This window comes from Flagellimonas meridianipacifica (assembly GCF_003001695.1).
In the GTDB taxonomy this organism is placed as follows: domain Bacteria; phylum Bacteroidota; class Bacteroidia; order Flavobacteriales; family Flavobacteriaceae; genus Flagellimonas; species Flagellimonas meridianipacifica.
Genome location: NZ_PVYX01000002.1, coordinates 274722 through 290175, shown reverse-complemented (window position 1 = coordinate 290175; position 15454 = coordinate 274722). Strand labels below are relative to the sequence as shown.

At 40.7% G+C, this 15454-nt stretch carries 13 protein-coding genes and 1 other RNA gene; 8 read left to right on the top strand and 6 right to left on the bottom strand.

All coding sequences use genetic code 11. The annotated features are described in order from the left end of the window. Window positions 1–20: 20 nt before the first annotated feature. Together CLV81_RS11095 and CLV81_RS11090 are read right to left on the bottom strand one after the other, a co-directional pair. Window positions 21–917 (bottom strand): DUF6999 family protein, encoded by an 897-nt coding sequence (locus tag CLV81_RS11095; protein WP_106145200.1) that lies wholly within the window; start codon window positions 915–917, stop codon window positions 21–23. An 11-nt stretch (window positions 918–928) separates the two neighbouring features. Beyond that, window positions 929–2809, bottom strand: a complete 1881-nt coding sequence (locus CLV81_RS11090; protein WP_211298006.1) for a beta-ketoacyl-ACP synthase III — start codon at window positions 2807–2809, stop codon at window positions 929–931. A 104-nt stretch (window positions 2810–2913) separates the two neighbouring features. On the opposite strand from CLV81_RS11090, the gene CLV81_RS11085 reads away from it, so the two are divergent. From CLV81_RS11085 to CLV81_RS11060, 5 genes are all read left to right on the top strand, one after another. Continuing rightward, window positions 2914–3519: a hypothetical protein gene (locus CLV81_RS11085; protein WP_106145199.1), complete on the top strand. Its 606-nt coding sequence runs from the start codon at window positions 2914–2916 to the stop codon at window positions 3517–3519. Between the two features lie 3 nt (window positions 3520–3522). Continuing rightward, window positions 3523–3813, top strand: a complete 291-nt coding sequence (locus CLV81_RS11080) for a winged helix-turn-helix domain-containing protein (RefSeq protein WP_106145198.1) — start codon at window positions 3523–3525, stop codon at window positions 3811–3813. Between the two features lie 51 nt (window positions 3814–3864). Further along, window positions 3865–4320 carry a hypothetical protein gene (locus CLV81_RS11075; RefSeq protein ID WP_106145197.1) on the top strand — a complete coding sequence of 152 codons (456 nt, stop codon included), beginning with the start codon at window positions 3865–3867 and terminating at the stop codon, window positions 4318–4320. Between the two features lie 12 nt (window positions 4321–4332). Further along, complete coding sequence (locus tag CLV81_RS11070; RefSeq protein WP_106145196.1) at window positions 4333–5733, top strand: DUF4153 domain-containing protein; 1401 nt, start codon at window positions 4333–4335, stop codon at window positions 5731–5733. Window positions 5734–6033: 300 nt separating this feature from the next. Beyond that, window positions 6034–6669, top strand: coding sequence for a DUF1361 domain-containing protein (locus tag CLV81_RS11060; RefSeq protein WP_106145194.1), 636 nt, complete (start codon window positions 6034–6036; stop codon window positions 6667–6669). Between the two features lie 9 nt (window positions 6670–6678). On the opposite strand, the gene CLV81_RS11055 is transcribed toward CLV81_RS11060, so the two are convergent. Beyond that, window positions 6679–6939, bottom strand: a complete 261-nt coding sequence (locus tag CLV81_RS11055; RefSeq protein WP_146129885.1) for a hypothetical protein — start codon at window positions 6937–6939, stop codon at window positions 6679–6681. A 101-nt stretch (window positions 6940–7040) separates the two neighbouring features. After that, on the bottom strand, window positions 7041–8243 hold the full coding sequence (locus tag CLV81_RS11050) for an NAD(P)-dependent oxidoreductase (RefSeq protein ID WP_106145192.1): 1203 nt from the start codon (window positions 8241–8243) through the stop codon (window positions 7041–7043). A 320-nt stretch (window positions 8244–8563) separates the two neighbouring features. Between CLV81_RS11050 and ssrA the strand changes: the two genes are divergently transcribed. The 3 genes from ssrA (at window position 8564) to CLV81_RS11040 (ending at window position 11821) form a co-directional block, all read left to right on the top strand. Next, window positions 8564–8962: a transfer-messenger RNA gene (ssrA, locus tag CLV81_RS11045) on the top strand. Between the two features lie 526 nt (window positions 8963–9488). Next, the gene (locus CLV81_RS20580) at window positions 9489–9656 is read left to right on the top strand and encodes a hypothetical protein (RefSeq protein ID WP_158259116.1); all 168 of its coding nucleotides are present in this window, start codon (window positions 9489–9491) and stop codon (window positions 9654–9656) included. A gap of 53 nt (window positions 9657–9709) precedes the next feature. Continuing rightward, window positions 9710–11821: an alpha-amylase family protein gene (locus tag CLV81_RS11040; protein WP_106145191.1), complete on the top strand. Its 2112-nt coding sequence runs from the start codon at window positions 9710–9712 to the stop codon at window positions 11819–11821. A 79-nt stretch (window positions 11822–11900) separates the two neighbouring features. Here CLV81_RS11040 and CLV81_RS11035 read toward each other — a convergent pair whose 3' ends face one another. Both CLV81_RS11035 and CLV81_RS11030 read right to left on the bottom strand, forming a co-directional pair. Beyond that, entirely contained in the window at window positions 11901–13790 is a 1890-nt protein-coding gene (locus CLV81_RS11035; RefSeq protein ID WP_146129884.1) for an ulvan lysase-like protein, read from the bottom strand. A gap of 18 nt (window positions 13791–13808) precedes the next feature. Then, the gene (locus CLV81_RS11030; protein WP_106145189.1) at window positions 13809–15452 is read right to left on the bottom strand and encodes an arylsulfatase; all 1644 of its coding nucleotides are present in this window, start codon (window positions 15450–15452) and stop codon (window positions 13809–13811) included. Between the last annotated feature and the right edge of the window lie 2 nt (window positions 15453–15454).

The window sequence follows — 15454 nt, the reverse complement described above, 5'->3', positions numbered from 1 at the left end:
TCACCATAATTTTAAAGTTACTATGCCACTGATTTGCCCTGTTGCGCTAACTTCTTTCCATCCACCAATAGGGCATGTAAAATTTCGGTAGAAAGCCCATGAAGAGTCAAACGAAAAGCAGCACCGTAGGTTGGAAGCGGAATCATTGGATGTTTATTGTTAAGCCCTACAAGCTTTTCCGGACAATCCATAATCGTAGAAGCATAAATTCCAATTACCTCATCTAACTGCAAAGAATTACTGGCCCTCCAAAAATCATTATCCGTAAGAAAGAATTGATATACCGGGGTAAAGATCTCAATGGCAGAAGACAAATCCATAAAATTGGTCCATTTATCCCGAAACTCTTCAAAAGGAATCTCTCCCTCTGTCAATGCATCAAAATTTGGAGTTGCTACCTTTTCTACCTTCAGCCCTTTTTCCGCTATGGCCTTATTCAAATTAATGATGAAATTATAGAGGTTTAAATCATGCTCTAAAAAAAGGTTGTCCTTTACATCTTGCACGGATAATGGCTTTAAGGGATTCATAGGAATCTCTTCACTTCCCTTGACATTATCCTTAATAAACTTTAAAATTTCGGAACCTAAGTAAAAGTGTCTCAATATTAAATAATTCGCTTCCGGACTAATCCAATATTTCATTCCCAAATACAAACACTTGTGCAAGGTCTTAGGAGCGTTGATGAGGTTGGGCGAAAAAACTTTGAACACCTGCAATATGATGATAAACAGTCTTGAGAAAACCCTTAAAAAGGGCAACAAAAACTGTCTTGACTTTCTATTGGAATCGTAAAGGAAAGCGGCTTTGGCATCGTCACTAAAGGGGATACTCTTATCAAGATAAAGGGTATGCCAATGACTGGGGTCGCGAGGGTCATGCTCCAAATTCTTGAAATACTCACTTTTATGCAACATTGCTTTAGGGTTTAGTAATTTCCAATTTCTGCCAACTGCATTCGGTACAATTTTGCTACCACCTTGGCGGATTTAAGAATCTTTTTGGCCAACTCTTCCGTCAGTGCATCCGAATTGATGGCATTTTCAAATCGTTCAAAATGATTTTCATTGCTATCACTGATTTCATGATAGGTAAAAAAGGATACCTGCTCCTTAGTCAAATTTAGTAATTGTTGGACAGCCCTGCCCCATTTACCCGCAATTCGATTTCCCAAACCTTCTATGATAAACATGGCACCCAACAAATCAAAAGGGTTGGGTTTGCTTGCTGTATGGAACATGTAAGCACTTAATGCTTCGCTTCCTATATTTTTCTCTCCAGCGTAAAGATCATTCTTATCCCCTCCACAGTTGATATAGTTCTTTTCCAACAATTGATAATCTCTATGCTCGTCCCTAGAATGTGAAATGAAAGATGATCGAACATCAAAATATTCCATGCTAACGTTTGAGGCGGCCCTCGCTATCCATTGGGAACCATCCACCACTTGCTGCCGTAAATTCAATAACAAAAGACGATATTCTTCAAGGGTAATGGTACCATTATATATTTTTTCGATGATGGGTGTGTGGCGTAGTTCTTTTTCAAAATCGACCCAAACTGAGGTTAATCCACGGACCAGTTTTTCTTGTATAGGCCTACCTTCAGTTGCAATGGTCGGTGCAATAATCTCGTCTTCATAAGTTAAGGGCAACTCTTTTTTGGTTTCTGAAGGAGCAACCACTTTTAACATCATAAAGGAAGTAATGAAACGACCACTCTCCGGAACCATACACAAAATTTGCTGCCCATCTTTGAGGTCAGCTTTGTACAACAATTCTTCAAGCATTATAAATATGGATGCAGAACCTGTATTGCCCTTGGAATGCAGGTTGGTAAACCACTTTTCTTCGGGAATTTCCACACCTCCTTTTTGCAATAGGTCCAAAATAGGTTGCTTGAAATATTCTGAAGAATAATGACATAAAAACCAATCCAAAGATTTGGTATCGATTTTACCAGCATCCACCAAATTGAAAAAGTGTTGAACACCGAGCCCCACAATATTGTTTACCAAGCGAATATCCTGTTTCAGATTAATGGCCCCTGCCCTATCTGCAGCGCTAAAACTATCAAAGTCTATCCAACTTGGACCCTGCTCGCCTTCCTTGGTTTTATTCATCCCAGTATACATACACGGTTCGAAATCGGTAGCATGAGACTTAAGGTCTATCCATTCAATCTCCAGGGAAATTGTTTTTTTATCTGGTTTATCCTGAATTAAGAAGGCGCCAGCGCCATCGGAGAGCATCCATCGCAAAAAATCGGTATCTAAAGGCAGAGAGCCTTTTTCCGTAATCGCATCTTGACCTTCAAATCGTTTTGCCTTGAACATTCTACTGGCGAGTTCTCCGGCACATGCCACAGCATTTTCAATTTGCCCGGATTGAACGTTTAAAAAAGCACTTTTAATCGCCATCATTCCCGCGGTGCATACGCTCTGGTGACTTGTAATTTCGCATATTGGTAAGGTAGATGCCCCATGAACCATACTTGCAAATCCAGGTATGGGAAGGTCACCCTGTGTGGTTCCTGCACTTAGAAATTGAATCGCTTGTTGACTCAAGTTGGCCTTACCAAAACAATCGTCTATTGCTTTAACGGTCATACCGGCAACTGATTCAGTAGATTCTTGGTTCTTGTTCAGTGCATAATACCGTTTTTTAATTCCGTTTTGGGTAAGCATTCTGGTTTTACTTCGTGATGGCTGCCCATTTATCATACCCAAGTATGCTTCCATTTCTTCATTACCAATGGGTTTGCCTGGTAGATATTTTCCAATTGCATTGATATATACTGAACTCTTCATTGCCATTTGCTTTCTGGTCGATTGTTGTTGTTCAACGATTTTAATCAAAAAAAGTGAAATATATTCAAATAAATTATAACTTTGAATTTCAAAGTACTTTCAAAATGGATTCAAAAAAATATTTAGAAGACATCTCAGAAATCAAAAATATGATGAGCCGTTCATCACGGTTTATATCCTTAAGTGGCCTCTCCGGTATACTTGCTGGAGTATATGCACTTATTGGTGGATATTTGGGATATCTGATTTTATATCCAAGTAGTTGGACGTTTGATACCTATGAGGAAATAAAGCTGTCGATTTTATCCGTGGCGGCGGGAGTTGTTTTTTTTGCTGTAATCACTGCTTTTATACTGACGTATAAGAAAGCGAATAAAAGTGGTGAGAAGATTTGGGATGCCTCTTCAAAAAGATTGCTTGTGAATTTTCTGATTCCATTGATTACCGGTGGTATTTTTATTCTATTGCTCATACGATTGCAGTATTGGGTTCTGATTGCTCCCGCCACTTTGATATTTTATGGTATGGCCTGCCTCAATGCCAGTAAATACACTTTGGGAGATGTACGCTATCTTGGCATTACGAATATCATATTAGGTTTGATTTCTGCTTATTTTATCGGTTACGGATTGTGGTTCTGGATATTGGGGTTTGGAGTGTGTCATATTATCTATGGAACATTGATGTATTTTAAATATGATAGAAGATAGGTTGTGAGCATAATCAATAACATAAACAAAGCTTTTGACCATCGTATACGTCTGGGCATTATGAGTATTCTTATGGTGAACGAACATGCGGATTTCAATCGCTTGAAGGAGTTGTTGGGTGTTACCGATGGTAATCTGGCCAGCCACACCAAAGCCTTGGAAAAAGAAGCCTATATTTTGATTGAAAAACAGTTTATCGGGAAAAAGCCGAACACACGTTACTCAGCAACCCCCCTCGGGAAGATAGAGTTTAAGAAGCATATTGACGCACTTGAAAAGCTTATTGGAAAATAAAATTTTTTATGTATTTACTTTGAATTTCAAAGTACTTTTAAAGTAAACGAAATGAGAGCTGTTATTCTAGAACATTTATATGAGTGGAGCAAAAAGCCCTATCAAAAATTCTTAAAAAAGAACTGTGCTTGGAACATATCCGTAACAGAACTTGTTCACTATCCTGAGCATAGTTTGGGCTTTCATTTGGGGGCTTTTCTTTTAAAACACCGTTTTGAGATACAGCCAAAATTGGAAAACCATGATGTTTTTCATGTATTGACCAACACCGGTATTTCGGTGCCGGAAGAAATCAGTATGCAATATTATCTTTTGGGAAATGGAAAAAAGAGTCTTTACCTCTTTACTGTCATAGGCATCGGAACATTTTTATATCCCGACTGTTACCAGCTTTTTAAAAAAGCATATCAAAAAGGCAAATCGGCCTATAGATTTCATCACCTCGATTTTTCCAAAATGCTCGAACAGCCACTTGGGAAAATCCAATCCGCATTTTTAATCCAATAAAATCATTTAGTCATGAATATTCACATAAAATCTATTTTAGGCGCCCTCTCCTTTAGTGTTTTACTGTACAGCAAAAGTTTTGGTCTCAACCTTGTTTTACTTTCCATTATTGTATTCCTGATATTGCTCTCGGTCAGAAAGGAACGACCCGTACCATGGCCTTATATCTGCGCCTACCTTTTTGCTGCCATAATGGTCTTTATGGACCCCACTTCCTATAAAATATTCATCTATTTCATGTGCTTTTTTGTTCTTATGGGTAAATCCATAACATCAAAAGCTTCACTCTATCTAAGTGGGTTGATAGGAATTGTGAATATGATTATCGCATCAATTCTAAAATTCAGTGAACGAGAGAAAAATCCTAAGAAGCAAGAGAAAAGATGGTCAAAGAGAACCACGGATACTATTAAAGGGATTCTTTTGGCGGCTATTGTATTGGTTCCGTTTACCCTTCTTTACCAGAATGCCAATCCTATTTTCAGCAATTTGATTGGAAGTATCAATTTGAGTTTTATTAGCATTCCTTGGCTGTTTTTTACACTTTTAGGATATATATGCTTTTTACACATCATAGCCCCTTACCATCCAAAAGAGCTCATAAAATTAGATGCCCAACAAAGCAATGACTTAAATCCGCCCAAGGAACCATTCTCAATCCCAACCCTGGAAAAATTAAGAAGCCAGCAAACCTTGGGGAGCATCATATTCCTTTCACTTAACGTACTATTGTTATTCTTTTTGACGACTGACTTTATCTACCTATATAAGTCAGTAGAGATAAGCAATTCTGGACATTCCCAAGCGGTTCACGAAGGGGTCTATGCTCTCATGTTCTCCATTGTCTGTGCCATTTTGATCATCCTATATTTTTTTAGGGGCGACCTCAATTTTTATAAAGGGAACGGACGCATAAAAAGTTTAACCTATATCTGGGTGGCTCTTAACATCATCCTTGTTGTCTTTACTTGGTATAAAAACCATCAATATGTGGAAGCCTTGGGCTTTACCTACAAACGTATCGGTGTTTTTGTATATCTATTGCTCACATTAATAGGTCTGATTACAACATATTTGAAAGTAGCACAGGTACGCAGCTTTATTTTCCTTTTACGAGCGAATTCCATTGTGGCCTTTTATTGCTTGATTATCAGTGCTAGCATTCCTTGGGACAAAGCCATTACTTGGTACAATATCGAGCATATTGAGAATCCAGACCTTGATTACCTCATTGGTCTTGGCAATACCAACAGTCAACAATTATATCACTATTCCATTGAGAATGATGCATTGATAACTTCATACCAAAAACAACGTATTGAAGAAAAAGCAAAAACATTCATCACGGCACAAAACGAACGTACCTGGCAAGAGTACACCTATTATCAACTAGCGAATTCGAGGCAAAAATGATGGCATATTTCACATATAAAATGAATAGGGTTGTCGTTTATTGCAACCTCATCTATTTCGCAATAGGAACCTTGTTGTTTCTTTTATTACTTATTAAGCAATCCGATTTCTTGATTGGCCTATCAATGGTTTTTTTTGTTCTAGCCAGTATTGTGAATGCTCTCATGCTGCTACTAGTATTTGCAAATACGCTATTGAACCCTAAGGACATTGAGCAACACTTTCTTGCATTTGTAATAGCCTTGTTCAATTATCCCATTGCCATTCTATTTATACATTTTTTGACTTAAAACAAGCCTAATGAAAATCAGTTTATCTCCATTAAAACCCTATACCCATCTTATACTATCTGTAGTCTTTGCCTTTGTATTGATTGTTTTCCGAATAAACGTTACACATAGCGGGCCGTTCCTTTTTCTGGTATGGAATCTTTTCTTGGCAGGAATCCCATATGCCATAACACAGGCCCTTCTTTATGTAAAACCAATGCAATCAAAAATCATGTTCTTTCTAGGTTTTACGAGTTGGCTTTTGTTTTTGCCCAACAGTCCATACATCATAACCGACTTTATTCATCTACAGCACAAGGGTTCCCATTTATTCTGGCTTGATATCATTATTATATTTGCCTTTGCTTTGAATGGATTATTATTCGGGATACTGTCCTTGTTTGATATGAATAAGCTGCTTTCCGAACAACTCCCAAAAAAGGTAGTTGATTTCATCTTATTCGCTATATGCATTTTGAGTGGTTATGGAATCTATTTGGGACGATTCCTACGATTCAATTCTTGGGATTTATTTCTGAAACCAGCAACACTGTTCTCAAAAATGAGCATCAGTTTGGGTTACACCAGTACATGGCTGATAAGCATAACTTTTGGTCTTTTCCTATGGGTTAGTTTTTCCTTGTTCCGGAGGTTGGGAAAACCATGAAGATATGAATCAAGCAACCGAGAACAGATGTGAGCCATTTATCTCGATGTCAAAATCTTCCTTAATGCGCTCAATATAGTCCTGTGGGGTTTTTTCGGAAATCCAAATCCACTGATTCTTGATATCCACATCGAAATGAAAACAGGTAAAATCGCCACAGCATTCAGCTTCTAAACGGGACATTAAGAATTTGGTGATTCTAGGTCGTAGTCGATATTCTAAATCGATACAAGCTCTTTTGATGGAAGAGTCCGTTTGTTTGGTTATCAACCAGTTGAATTTCACTGCTTTGGCTATAAAGGAGCAACAATATAAGAAAAATTAACCTTAGCCGAGCATGTAAGTTATTCACATCGGTAAAGCGTGCCGGACTATCCACCATCTACATAATCCTGTAAATATTTGAACCTTGTAGTGAGTTTACCACCCGATGTCATTCTTGCCCGTTCCAAAATACCATCTTTATCTCCATTGAAAAAAGCCGGAATCACATATTTTGAAAACGCCTCACCAAAACCGTTGCTGGCATCTCGAGGCAACTCGGCAGGCAAATTGTCCACGGCCATTACTGCAATGGCGTTAGGGTTTTTAAAGTCTATTTCGGTTTCAGAAACCGGGTCGTACCCATAAATAGGGTTTGCAATAGTACTAGGTTTTATGGTTGTAGCCACGGGACCATCAATATCGCAACTTACGTCGGCCACTACTTTTATATTGAAATCTTGATGTTTGGCATCTTCGCGAGTATAGAGGTAAGGAGCACCATCTCCATAAAAGTGTCCAGCGATATAGAAATCGGTCACTTTGGCAAAGCGAAAGAAGTTGGATTTGTACTCCTCGGGATTGGCAAAAAAATCGGTTTTATTGCCACGAACACCATCTTTACGTTTGTTGTATTCCGAAGCATCTATTTGGCAATACACCGGTTCGTTGAAAGTATCCGAAAGGTATTCTGACACATTTACTTTTTTGAGTCCCATGGCATCCAACATTTCCTTGGCGCCATTGCCTACCCTACCCTTACCTGTTAATAAGATTTTGATATTAGGCAATTGTATTTTTTGAAGCTCATCTATCAAGGCTTGTTGGTCACGTAGGGTTTCTGCTTTGGGCAGGTTGAAGGTCCTATATTTGAGTCCATAGGTCCGTACTCCATTATACGCCCCTACAATGCCCGCATAACGACCGAAAGCCACCAAGCGTTGTCCTTTAGGATTGGTTATGACCTCATGGTCGTAGAGCTCAATATTCTTATCCAAAATAGCTAACAGCAAATCCCGATTATAGGGTTGTTTTTTTATGGTGTGGGAAAAGAAGAAGTATTTTTTGTTGGGAATCAAAGCATCGATAGGGACTTCCTTTACACCAAGCATTACATCACAATCTTCCACATTTTGATGGACGGAAAACCCTGCTTTTTCGTATTCGGCATCGGTAAATACCCGAATGGGTGAAGTTTCCACCTTGATTTTGGCGTCGGGGAATTGATTTAAGACATTTTGGCATTCGGTTGGAGAAAGGACCACCCGGCGATCGGGTGGATTTTTGCGTTCTTGTATGATTCCGAACTTCATCAGTGATTTGGTATAATTGTTGACCTAAAATAAGGGGTTTGGAAAGGGTAAACAAACTTTTAATTAACTTTGGCGCCCGCGTTAGGGATAGAGGCGACATCCTCTCTTTCACTACGGAGTAGTTACAGAGAGATATAGCTGAAAGCCCGGTGCTCCGAAACCTTGGTGAAGGAGCAAACGCCCACTGCTCGATACATCATGCACGCATGATACTTGAAGTGACGCTGGTTCTTTGATAAAAAAATGAGATAGGATGAGGTCCTGAAACAAGTTCAGGACGTAATTCGTTTGCGGTAAGCAAAGCTTACCTAACTCATTACGGGGCCGACTGGTTTTGACAGCAAGACCAATGGTAATGTAAGCATGCCGAGCTATGGAATCGATGCTCGTTAATCTCTGTTCCAACTTTTTAAATGGCGAAAATAACTACGCTTTAGCTGCTTAATTGACTGAATTATAGTAAGTCCAAGCCTAGTCCCGCCAGGCGGGAAAGCTGAATGTTCCTTGGTAGCCCTTGTTGATGGCGACCTTTTTAGGAGCACCATAAAAGTCAACATAGCGTTTTTACGGCTTCGGTAAGAGCGTAAACCTAAAGAAGCTAAGGGTATGGTAGGCGGTTTTTGGTCAGCCTTACCACGAAAACCGAACAAAAACTAAGCATGTAGAAAGCCTTGCAATTGCTTGTTTGGACGAGGGTTCGAATCCCTCCGGCTCCACTGAAATAACACCATTTCAAATCATTAAACCTGTAAATTACTGATTTACAGGTTTTTTCGTTTTGTTTACTTTCATTTAATAGTAAACAATGTCTTATTTAAAGGGCTAAATCGAGACTACTTTTTAAAATTAAATAAATGGTCTCGATTTCTTTGTAGTTTATTATTTCTTCTGTGTGTATAGAAAAATGCTTTTAGAGCTAAAGTAGATTTAAAGATGCTGTTTTATTTAGAATATACTCTGGTCAAGTTAAACCCCTATGAAACCTTCTACGACTTCAACCTCACGACAAAACACTTCCGAGGACCCGAATCACGTGTCTAATCCAAGTGGTCAATTTTAGCGAAGTAATAATCTGAACCATTTTACCCTAAACTTTTTTATCTACACAATAACGATTAAAGTATTAGGGTGGTCATGAGCATTTAAAACCTTAAGAATAGGATGATGAATGAAATCCACTTTGTCAAAAAAGTTGCCAAAAGTGATTTCCCATTTAGGGATGTGGTTAGCTGAAGCGTTGTATGGATGTTGTATGGATTAGGTGAGGATAGTGTGGCGATTATCTATTTAAACGAGATGTTTTCGCTCAAAACCCTTATGGTTCTGGTTCAAGCTTTGAACGCATTGCTTTATCGACCCGAAGCAGCCAAAAAGTTTGACCAGAAATGGAAATCGTTGCTGAGCGTGCCGTAAATAAAAGCCTCTACGAAAGCATATGACCATATACTTAATCGATAAAGGGACAAATGAAACGAAAAATTGCACTATTCTCATGGCTTATCATACTGGGAGCGAAACCGCTTTTGGCACAAGACAATAACAACATTGATTGGTGGAAAGCACCACACCGTTTCCTTCAGTTCAATCTACAGGTAAAAGATGCCCCATTAATCGATGCTGAAGAACTGATTCTTTATGCTAAAGATACTCTTCGTGCCGAGGGCATCATGTTGCAAACGGCAGGCATTTATGCATGGTATCCTACAGAGGTGCCCTACCATAACAAGAATCCATATATGAAAGGTCGAGATGTATTTGGTGAACTTAATGCTGCAGCCAAAAAGCATGGTCTTAAGGTATTGGCTCGTACCGATTGGAGCAAGACCACACAAGATACCTATGTGGACTTCCCCGAATGGTTTGTGCTTGATTCAGAGGGCAGTCCGAGTTACAACACCTTGAAAAGGCCAGGGCTCTTCGACAAGCTCATCGATACCGATGGGGCGGGCCCTTATCGCAATGAAGCCGTAGCAATACCTGCTATGCAGGAAATTATTAAAAAATACGCTCCTGATGCCTTCTTTTTCAGCTTTGCCAGCCATAAGCTGTCCTATGGCCCATATTCCAGGACGCTATTCAGGAAATGGTATGGCAAATCTATGGCCCAAGGATCCAAAAAAGAATTGAGTGAGTTCAGAATAAAAAGTTACTACGAGACATGGAAAAACTGGCATGCGGGCATCAAAGCCGTGAATCCAAACACGGTGCTGGTCGGGCGTTTGAAATTAGAGCAACGGGAAACCATTGAATTCATGAGTCAATATTGTGATGTGAACTCTACCCAGCCACGCGATGATTACAAAGATGGATGGTCAATGCAGGACCCACGTTGGAAAGCTACAGTGGAGACCAATTTTGCCCGGGCAACGCACAACAATGGCGAACGCCCTTTGATACTCACCAACACAGCCCCAGGCCTGAAATGGCGACATGCAGCACTACCCAAGGGTGAGTTTGATTTTTGGACGGCCCAAATCATTTCGAACGGCGGTAATTGGTTGCCCTCGACCACTGGTTTCCCCAAAGTGATGGAAGATAAAACGACGTTGGAGCTAGTGCGTGATTTCAATCGTCAAATTGAAAAAATACAGCCTTATTTAAGTGCTAACATCAAACAAGCAAAAGTGGGTGTGCTTAATGGTGTGATGAACTTTAAGGAAGCAGAGAACGAACTATACGGATTTTTTGAAACGCTCATCAATGCACAGGTACAGTTTGACGTGCTCTCAGAATACAATATAAAGAAAGACAAGTTGGAGGGATATGACCTATTAATACTGCCCAACCAAAAAAAGATAAGCAATGCGGTTTATGAAATCATTTCTGATTTTGCAAAAAAGGGAGGAAAAACGCTCTCATCATTTGAAACGGGCCTTGATGACGAAAATGGCAAAAAGCGCGAAAAGGTGTTCTTTGACCAGTCCCTAAACATAGAGAAACGGTATCAAACCGTGCCCAATCCAGTAGGGGCCTATTACCGCATTGAGGATACTTTGCATCCGCTTTTTAAGGACTTTGGCAATACAAAATTGATTCCCTACGGAGAGGAGGCCATTAAAATTGAAAGTGATGCGCAACCTTTAATGACATTGGTGCCTAATTTTTCCCCTGAGAACAAATGGGGCGTACCTCCGGAGCGAGCTTCTTTGAGGAAACAATCCTCTTTGTTTCAGCTTGGTTTTGCAAACGCAAACCATATTTATTTTCCGGGCCGTGTCGGGCGATTTGCTTGGGAACATCGTTTGCCCATAAGCTCACAACTCCTAAGAAACGCCATTATGCACCTTGCTCCCAACAGTGCGCCGGTAATAACTATAAATCATGAAAAGGTCATGGTCAATATCTTCAAAAAAGGTAGGGGCTACCTCATTTTCTTAGTCAACAATGAAGGGGAACGACCCATGCCAAAAGCCACCGTGTTAAAAAATTTGGAGCTACGATGGAATACTTCCAAAAACATCCAATCAATGAAATCCATTTTGTACGACAATGATATTTCCTTTGAAAAAAAGAATAACTCGTCCGTGTATTTTACCCTGGACAAATTGAACACTTGGGATGTTCTGTATGCAGAATAGGTTTTAAGTATCCAGACAAAATTGAAAAACCCTAAAACCCATATATTTTTTGGTGTCGAGAATGGTAACTCGAAAACAACTATCCTTTCTCAAAGGAATAGGAAAATGAAATTTCTTCCTTAAAACCTTCTACCGGTGTCGTTATTTTTAGGGTAATGGGATTTGCATACAATCCTGGAAAGGGAAACCAATTGTTGTCTTTATTTTCTCCTACGACCAGTTCAACATTGCCTTTCAATACTTTGAACAGTATACTTTTTTCTGAGGATGTTATCCGAACGGTTCTGGCATCTATCCTTGTCAGTGAGACACCCTCGCTCAAGATAATGGGTTCCACTATTTGAACATCCGGTTTTCGGTCATGATATCGAATCGAGACGTGCTTTATAAGAGTGTTTTCACTAATGTCATAATCATAATGATAGGCCACGCCCCCAGGCAAAAAATTACTGTCTGATAGTTCCCCACTAGTACTTATTTGAACACTTTCGTTTTCTTCTTCAATGGTAATATTCGATTTGTTATCGTATAGATTGGTAAAATATCCATTTTCATTCCTGAATTCGATACGAGGTGTCAACGGAACTATGGAATCTTTCATGGGAGGCATGTGTATCTCTTCGCCCCTAACATATTTCGTCTGTGAAGCAGCATGAAGTATACCGAATCCATCGGCATACGCGTTGAGCATAGCACCACCACGTGGGAAATGACGGTATTTGTCACCACCCCAACTGGTGTAATCATGGTAATCATAAGCGGATACGGTGGCCATCCATGGCCCTTTTCTCAGCGTGGCCACTTTGATGGTTGGAAAATATTTTACCCAATCGCCCTGTTGCCCGGGAAAGGGTTTGGACTCCCCCTTCTGATGTCGTCCGAACTCCAACGCCATTGCAAGGTTTTTAGCTCGTGCAAACGTAGGGTACAGGTTAGGCTGACCTGTTTTGCTGGCAAAGGCCCATACATCACGGCCATAGCCCACTAACCCATTTTTGATGGAACTGCGCAGGTATTCCAGATTTTTTAAGGCAGCGGTCTGGTATGCAGGGTCTTCATCGGCAAAAAGACTGAACAACACTTGTGAACCATCGGCGGTTTTGGTGCCATAACCCGTCCATTTATAAGAACGGGCGCCCCAGGAACCATCAATTACTCCATTGGGATATACAAAATGGATGACCTTGGCCAACGATTTTCTTGCGTAGTCCTCTGCAGCCTTATCGCCCGTGATTCGAGCATAAAGTGTCAAACCCCAAAGCGACATATCCATTTGATAGCTTAAATCGACCCCGTATTTCACTCCATGCACTCTAGCGGCCTCACCGTGTATAAATTGGTCCTCGTCCATTTTGGCAATGGTCTGCCATGCCAGTGTTCTTGCTTTGTTTAAAAAAATATCTTCACGGGCCACGTTCTGCCAAAGCATGGCCAAAGTGCAAGCCGAAGTGGGCACGTAGTTGATGCTTGCGTAATCGGGACTCATTTTTTCAACAAGGTACATGCCAGCCTTACGCATGGAAATCTCCCAAATTCCCCGCTCTTTTTTGCTCAGGTATTTTTTTAGCTTAGGATAAGCCGCCGCCATCATCAACAATTGGTCGGCGGTAGTACCATCCCATTCCCACGGATTTTCTATCCACTGACCTGCCTTTTCTTGTTTGGTAATGAGCCAATTTCCCAAATCAATTGCGGCCTTGCGGTACTTCCTCTCTCCAGTATGTTCATACATGATGACAAAAGGATACAGGGCTTCTGCAGCCCTGGTATAATATATATTGTTCTCAGGATCCAGCAATCCGCCGTATTCTAGGCTTGATTTGTCAGTGTTTTGTTGCTTCAGCAAGGCTTGCGAAAGATTGGCCAAAGTTTTAAAATATTCCTTTTCCGCTTCTGTATTGAACTGTTGGGCAATACCCATGAACGAAAAGGCCATCAAAACAAGTGCGGTCATTATTCTATCAATCATTTGAAAATGGTTTTTGTACTAAGAATCCAATTGCCAACAATTCTCTTCGTATTTGGCGGCTTCGCCCTCAAGTATAATCGGTGACTGTGCTTCCATGCGTTCTTTCCACGAGTTAAAGAGTTGCACCATTCGTTCCAATTCTTGGGTGTGTGTCCGTGCCAAGTTATTGGTCTCTCCAGGGTCGGTGGCCAAATGGTACAGTTCCCAATCGTCCCCCTCACGGACAATTTTCCAATCGCCTTTACGTGCAGCCGCGCCCGTTGACCATTCAAAGAATAAAGGGCGATCAGGAACGGTATCCTTACCTCTTAGGATGGCTTCAAAACTGATACCTTCCGTTGGGAGTACTTTTTCTTGGACTTCATACGGATGGTCGATCAACCCCAGCAAGGTGGGAAAGACATCAATAAAATGTCCATAGTATGTATGATGGATGACGTTTTGGTTGTTTAGTTTTGCCCAGTTAATTATGGCAGGGCTGTTGATACCTCCTTCATAGCTGTTGTTTTTGTACATACGAAAGGGCGTGTTGCTTACATTGGCCCAATCACCTCCAAGGCTTGTCCATTGTCCAACGGTCCCTATTTTTCCGTCCCCTGAAAGCTCAACCACTTCAGCACTACTGCCATTGTCAGAGATGAAGAGGATTATGGTATTTTCCAATTGCCCTAAATGTCTCAAAGTGTTCATAACCCTGCCAATGTTTTGGTCCAACCTATCAACCATGGCCGCATAGATAGCCATCTTCAAGTCTTCGGTGTCTTGTTCAGCTTCGGAAAGTGTATGCCAAGGCACATGGGTGGGTTCGTACAACTCAAAATCCTCTGAAATAAGGTCTAATTCCTTTTGTCTTTCAAAACGCCGCTGTCGAATGGTTTCATAGCCCACTTTATATTTGCCGCGATATTTGGCAATATCCTCAGGCCAAGCCATCAAAGGGTCGTGGGGTGCCGTATAGCTCAGGTAAAGAAAAAAAGGGTATTCTTCTTCAACCGCCTCAGTGATATACTTAATTCCCCAATCGGTAAAGGCATCCGTGGAGTAATAGGTGCTATCGGGCGTATAGGGTTCATATCGCTGACCATCCACATAAAAGGGTCGTACCCGTTTTTGGGCCGGTTTTGGTTCTCCTGGACGTTGCTCACCAGGATTGAATTGATTATGCGAACCGCTCAACAACCCGTAATAAGCGTCAAAACCCAATAAGGAATCGGTAGGTACATCAACACCATGGTGCTTGCCTGCCATATAGGTTCGATAGCCCTTATTTTTCAATTCGGCAGCAATAGTGGTGCACTGTTTCCAGTTGGGTTTCCAGCTTCTGCCCACTCCCACCTGCTGGGCATATAACCCCGTTAACAATGCCGCCCTCGAAGGGAAACACTTTGATGTATTGTAAAACTGGGTAAAGCGATGCCCCGTATATGCGAGACTATCAAGTACGGGCGTATTAATTTCACTACCGTAGCACCCCAAATCACTCCAGCCCATATCATCGGCCAAGATGAGAACAATATTGGGGGAATTATCTTCTGAGTCGGTTCCAATACCTTTTTCTTTTGTGTTACAGCTCAGAAACAATACGGAAAGACCAAGAAGGAGAATTTTCATTTTGGTTTCTTTCAATTTATGGCGATTGTCCAAAGGACTATATTCGAGCATAG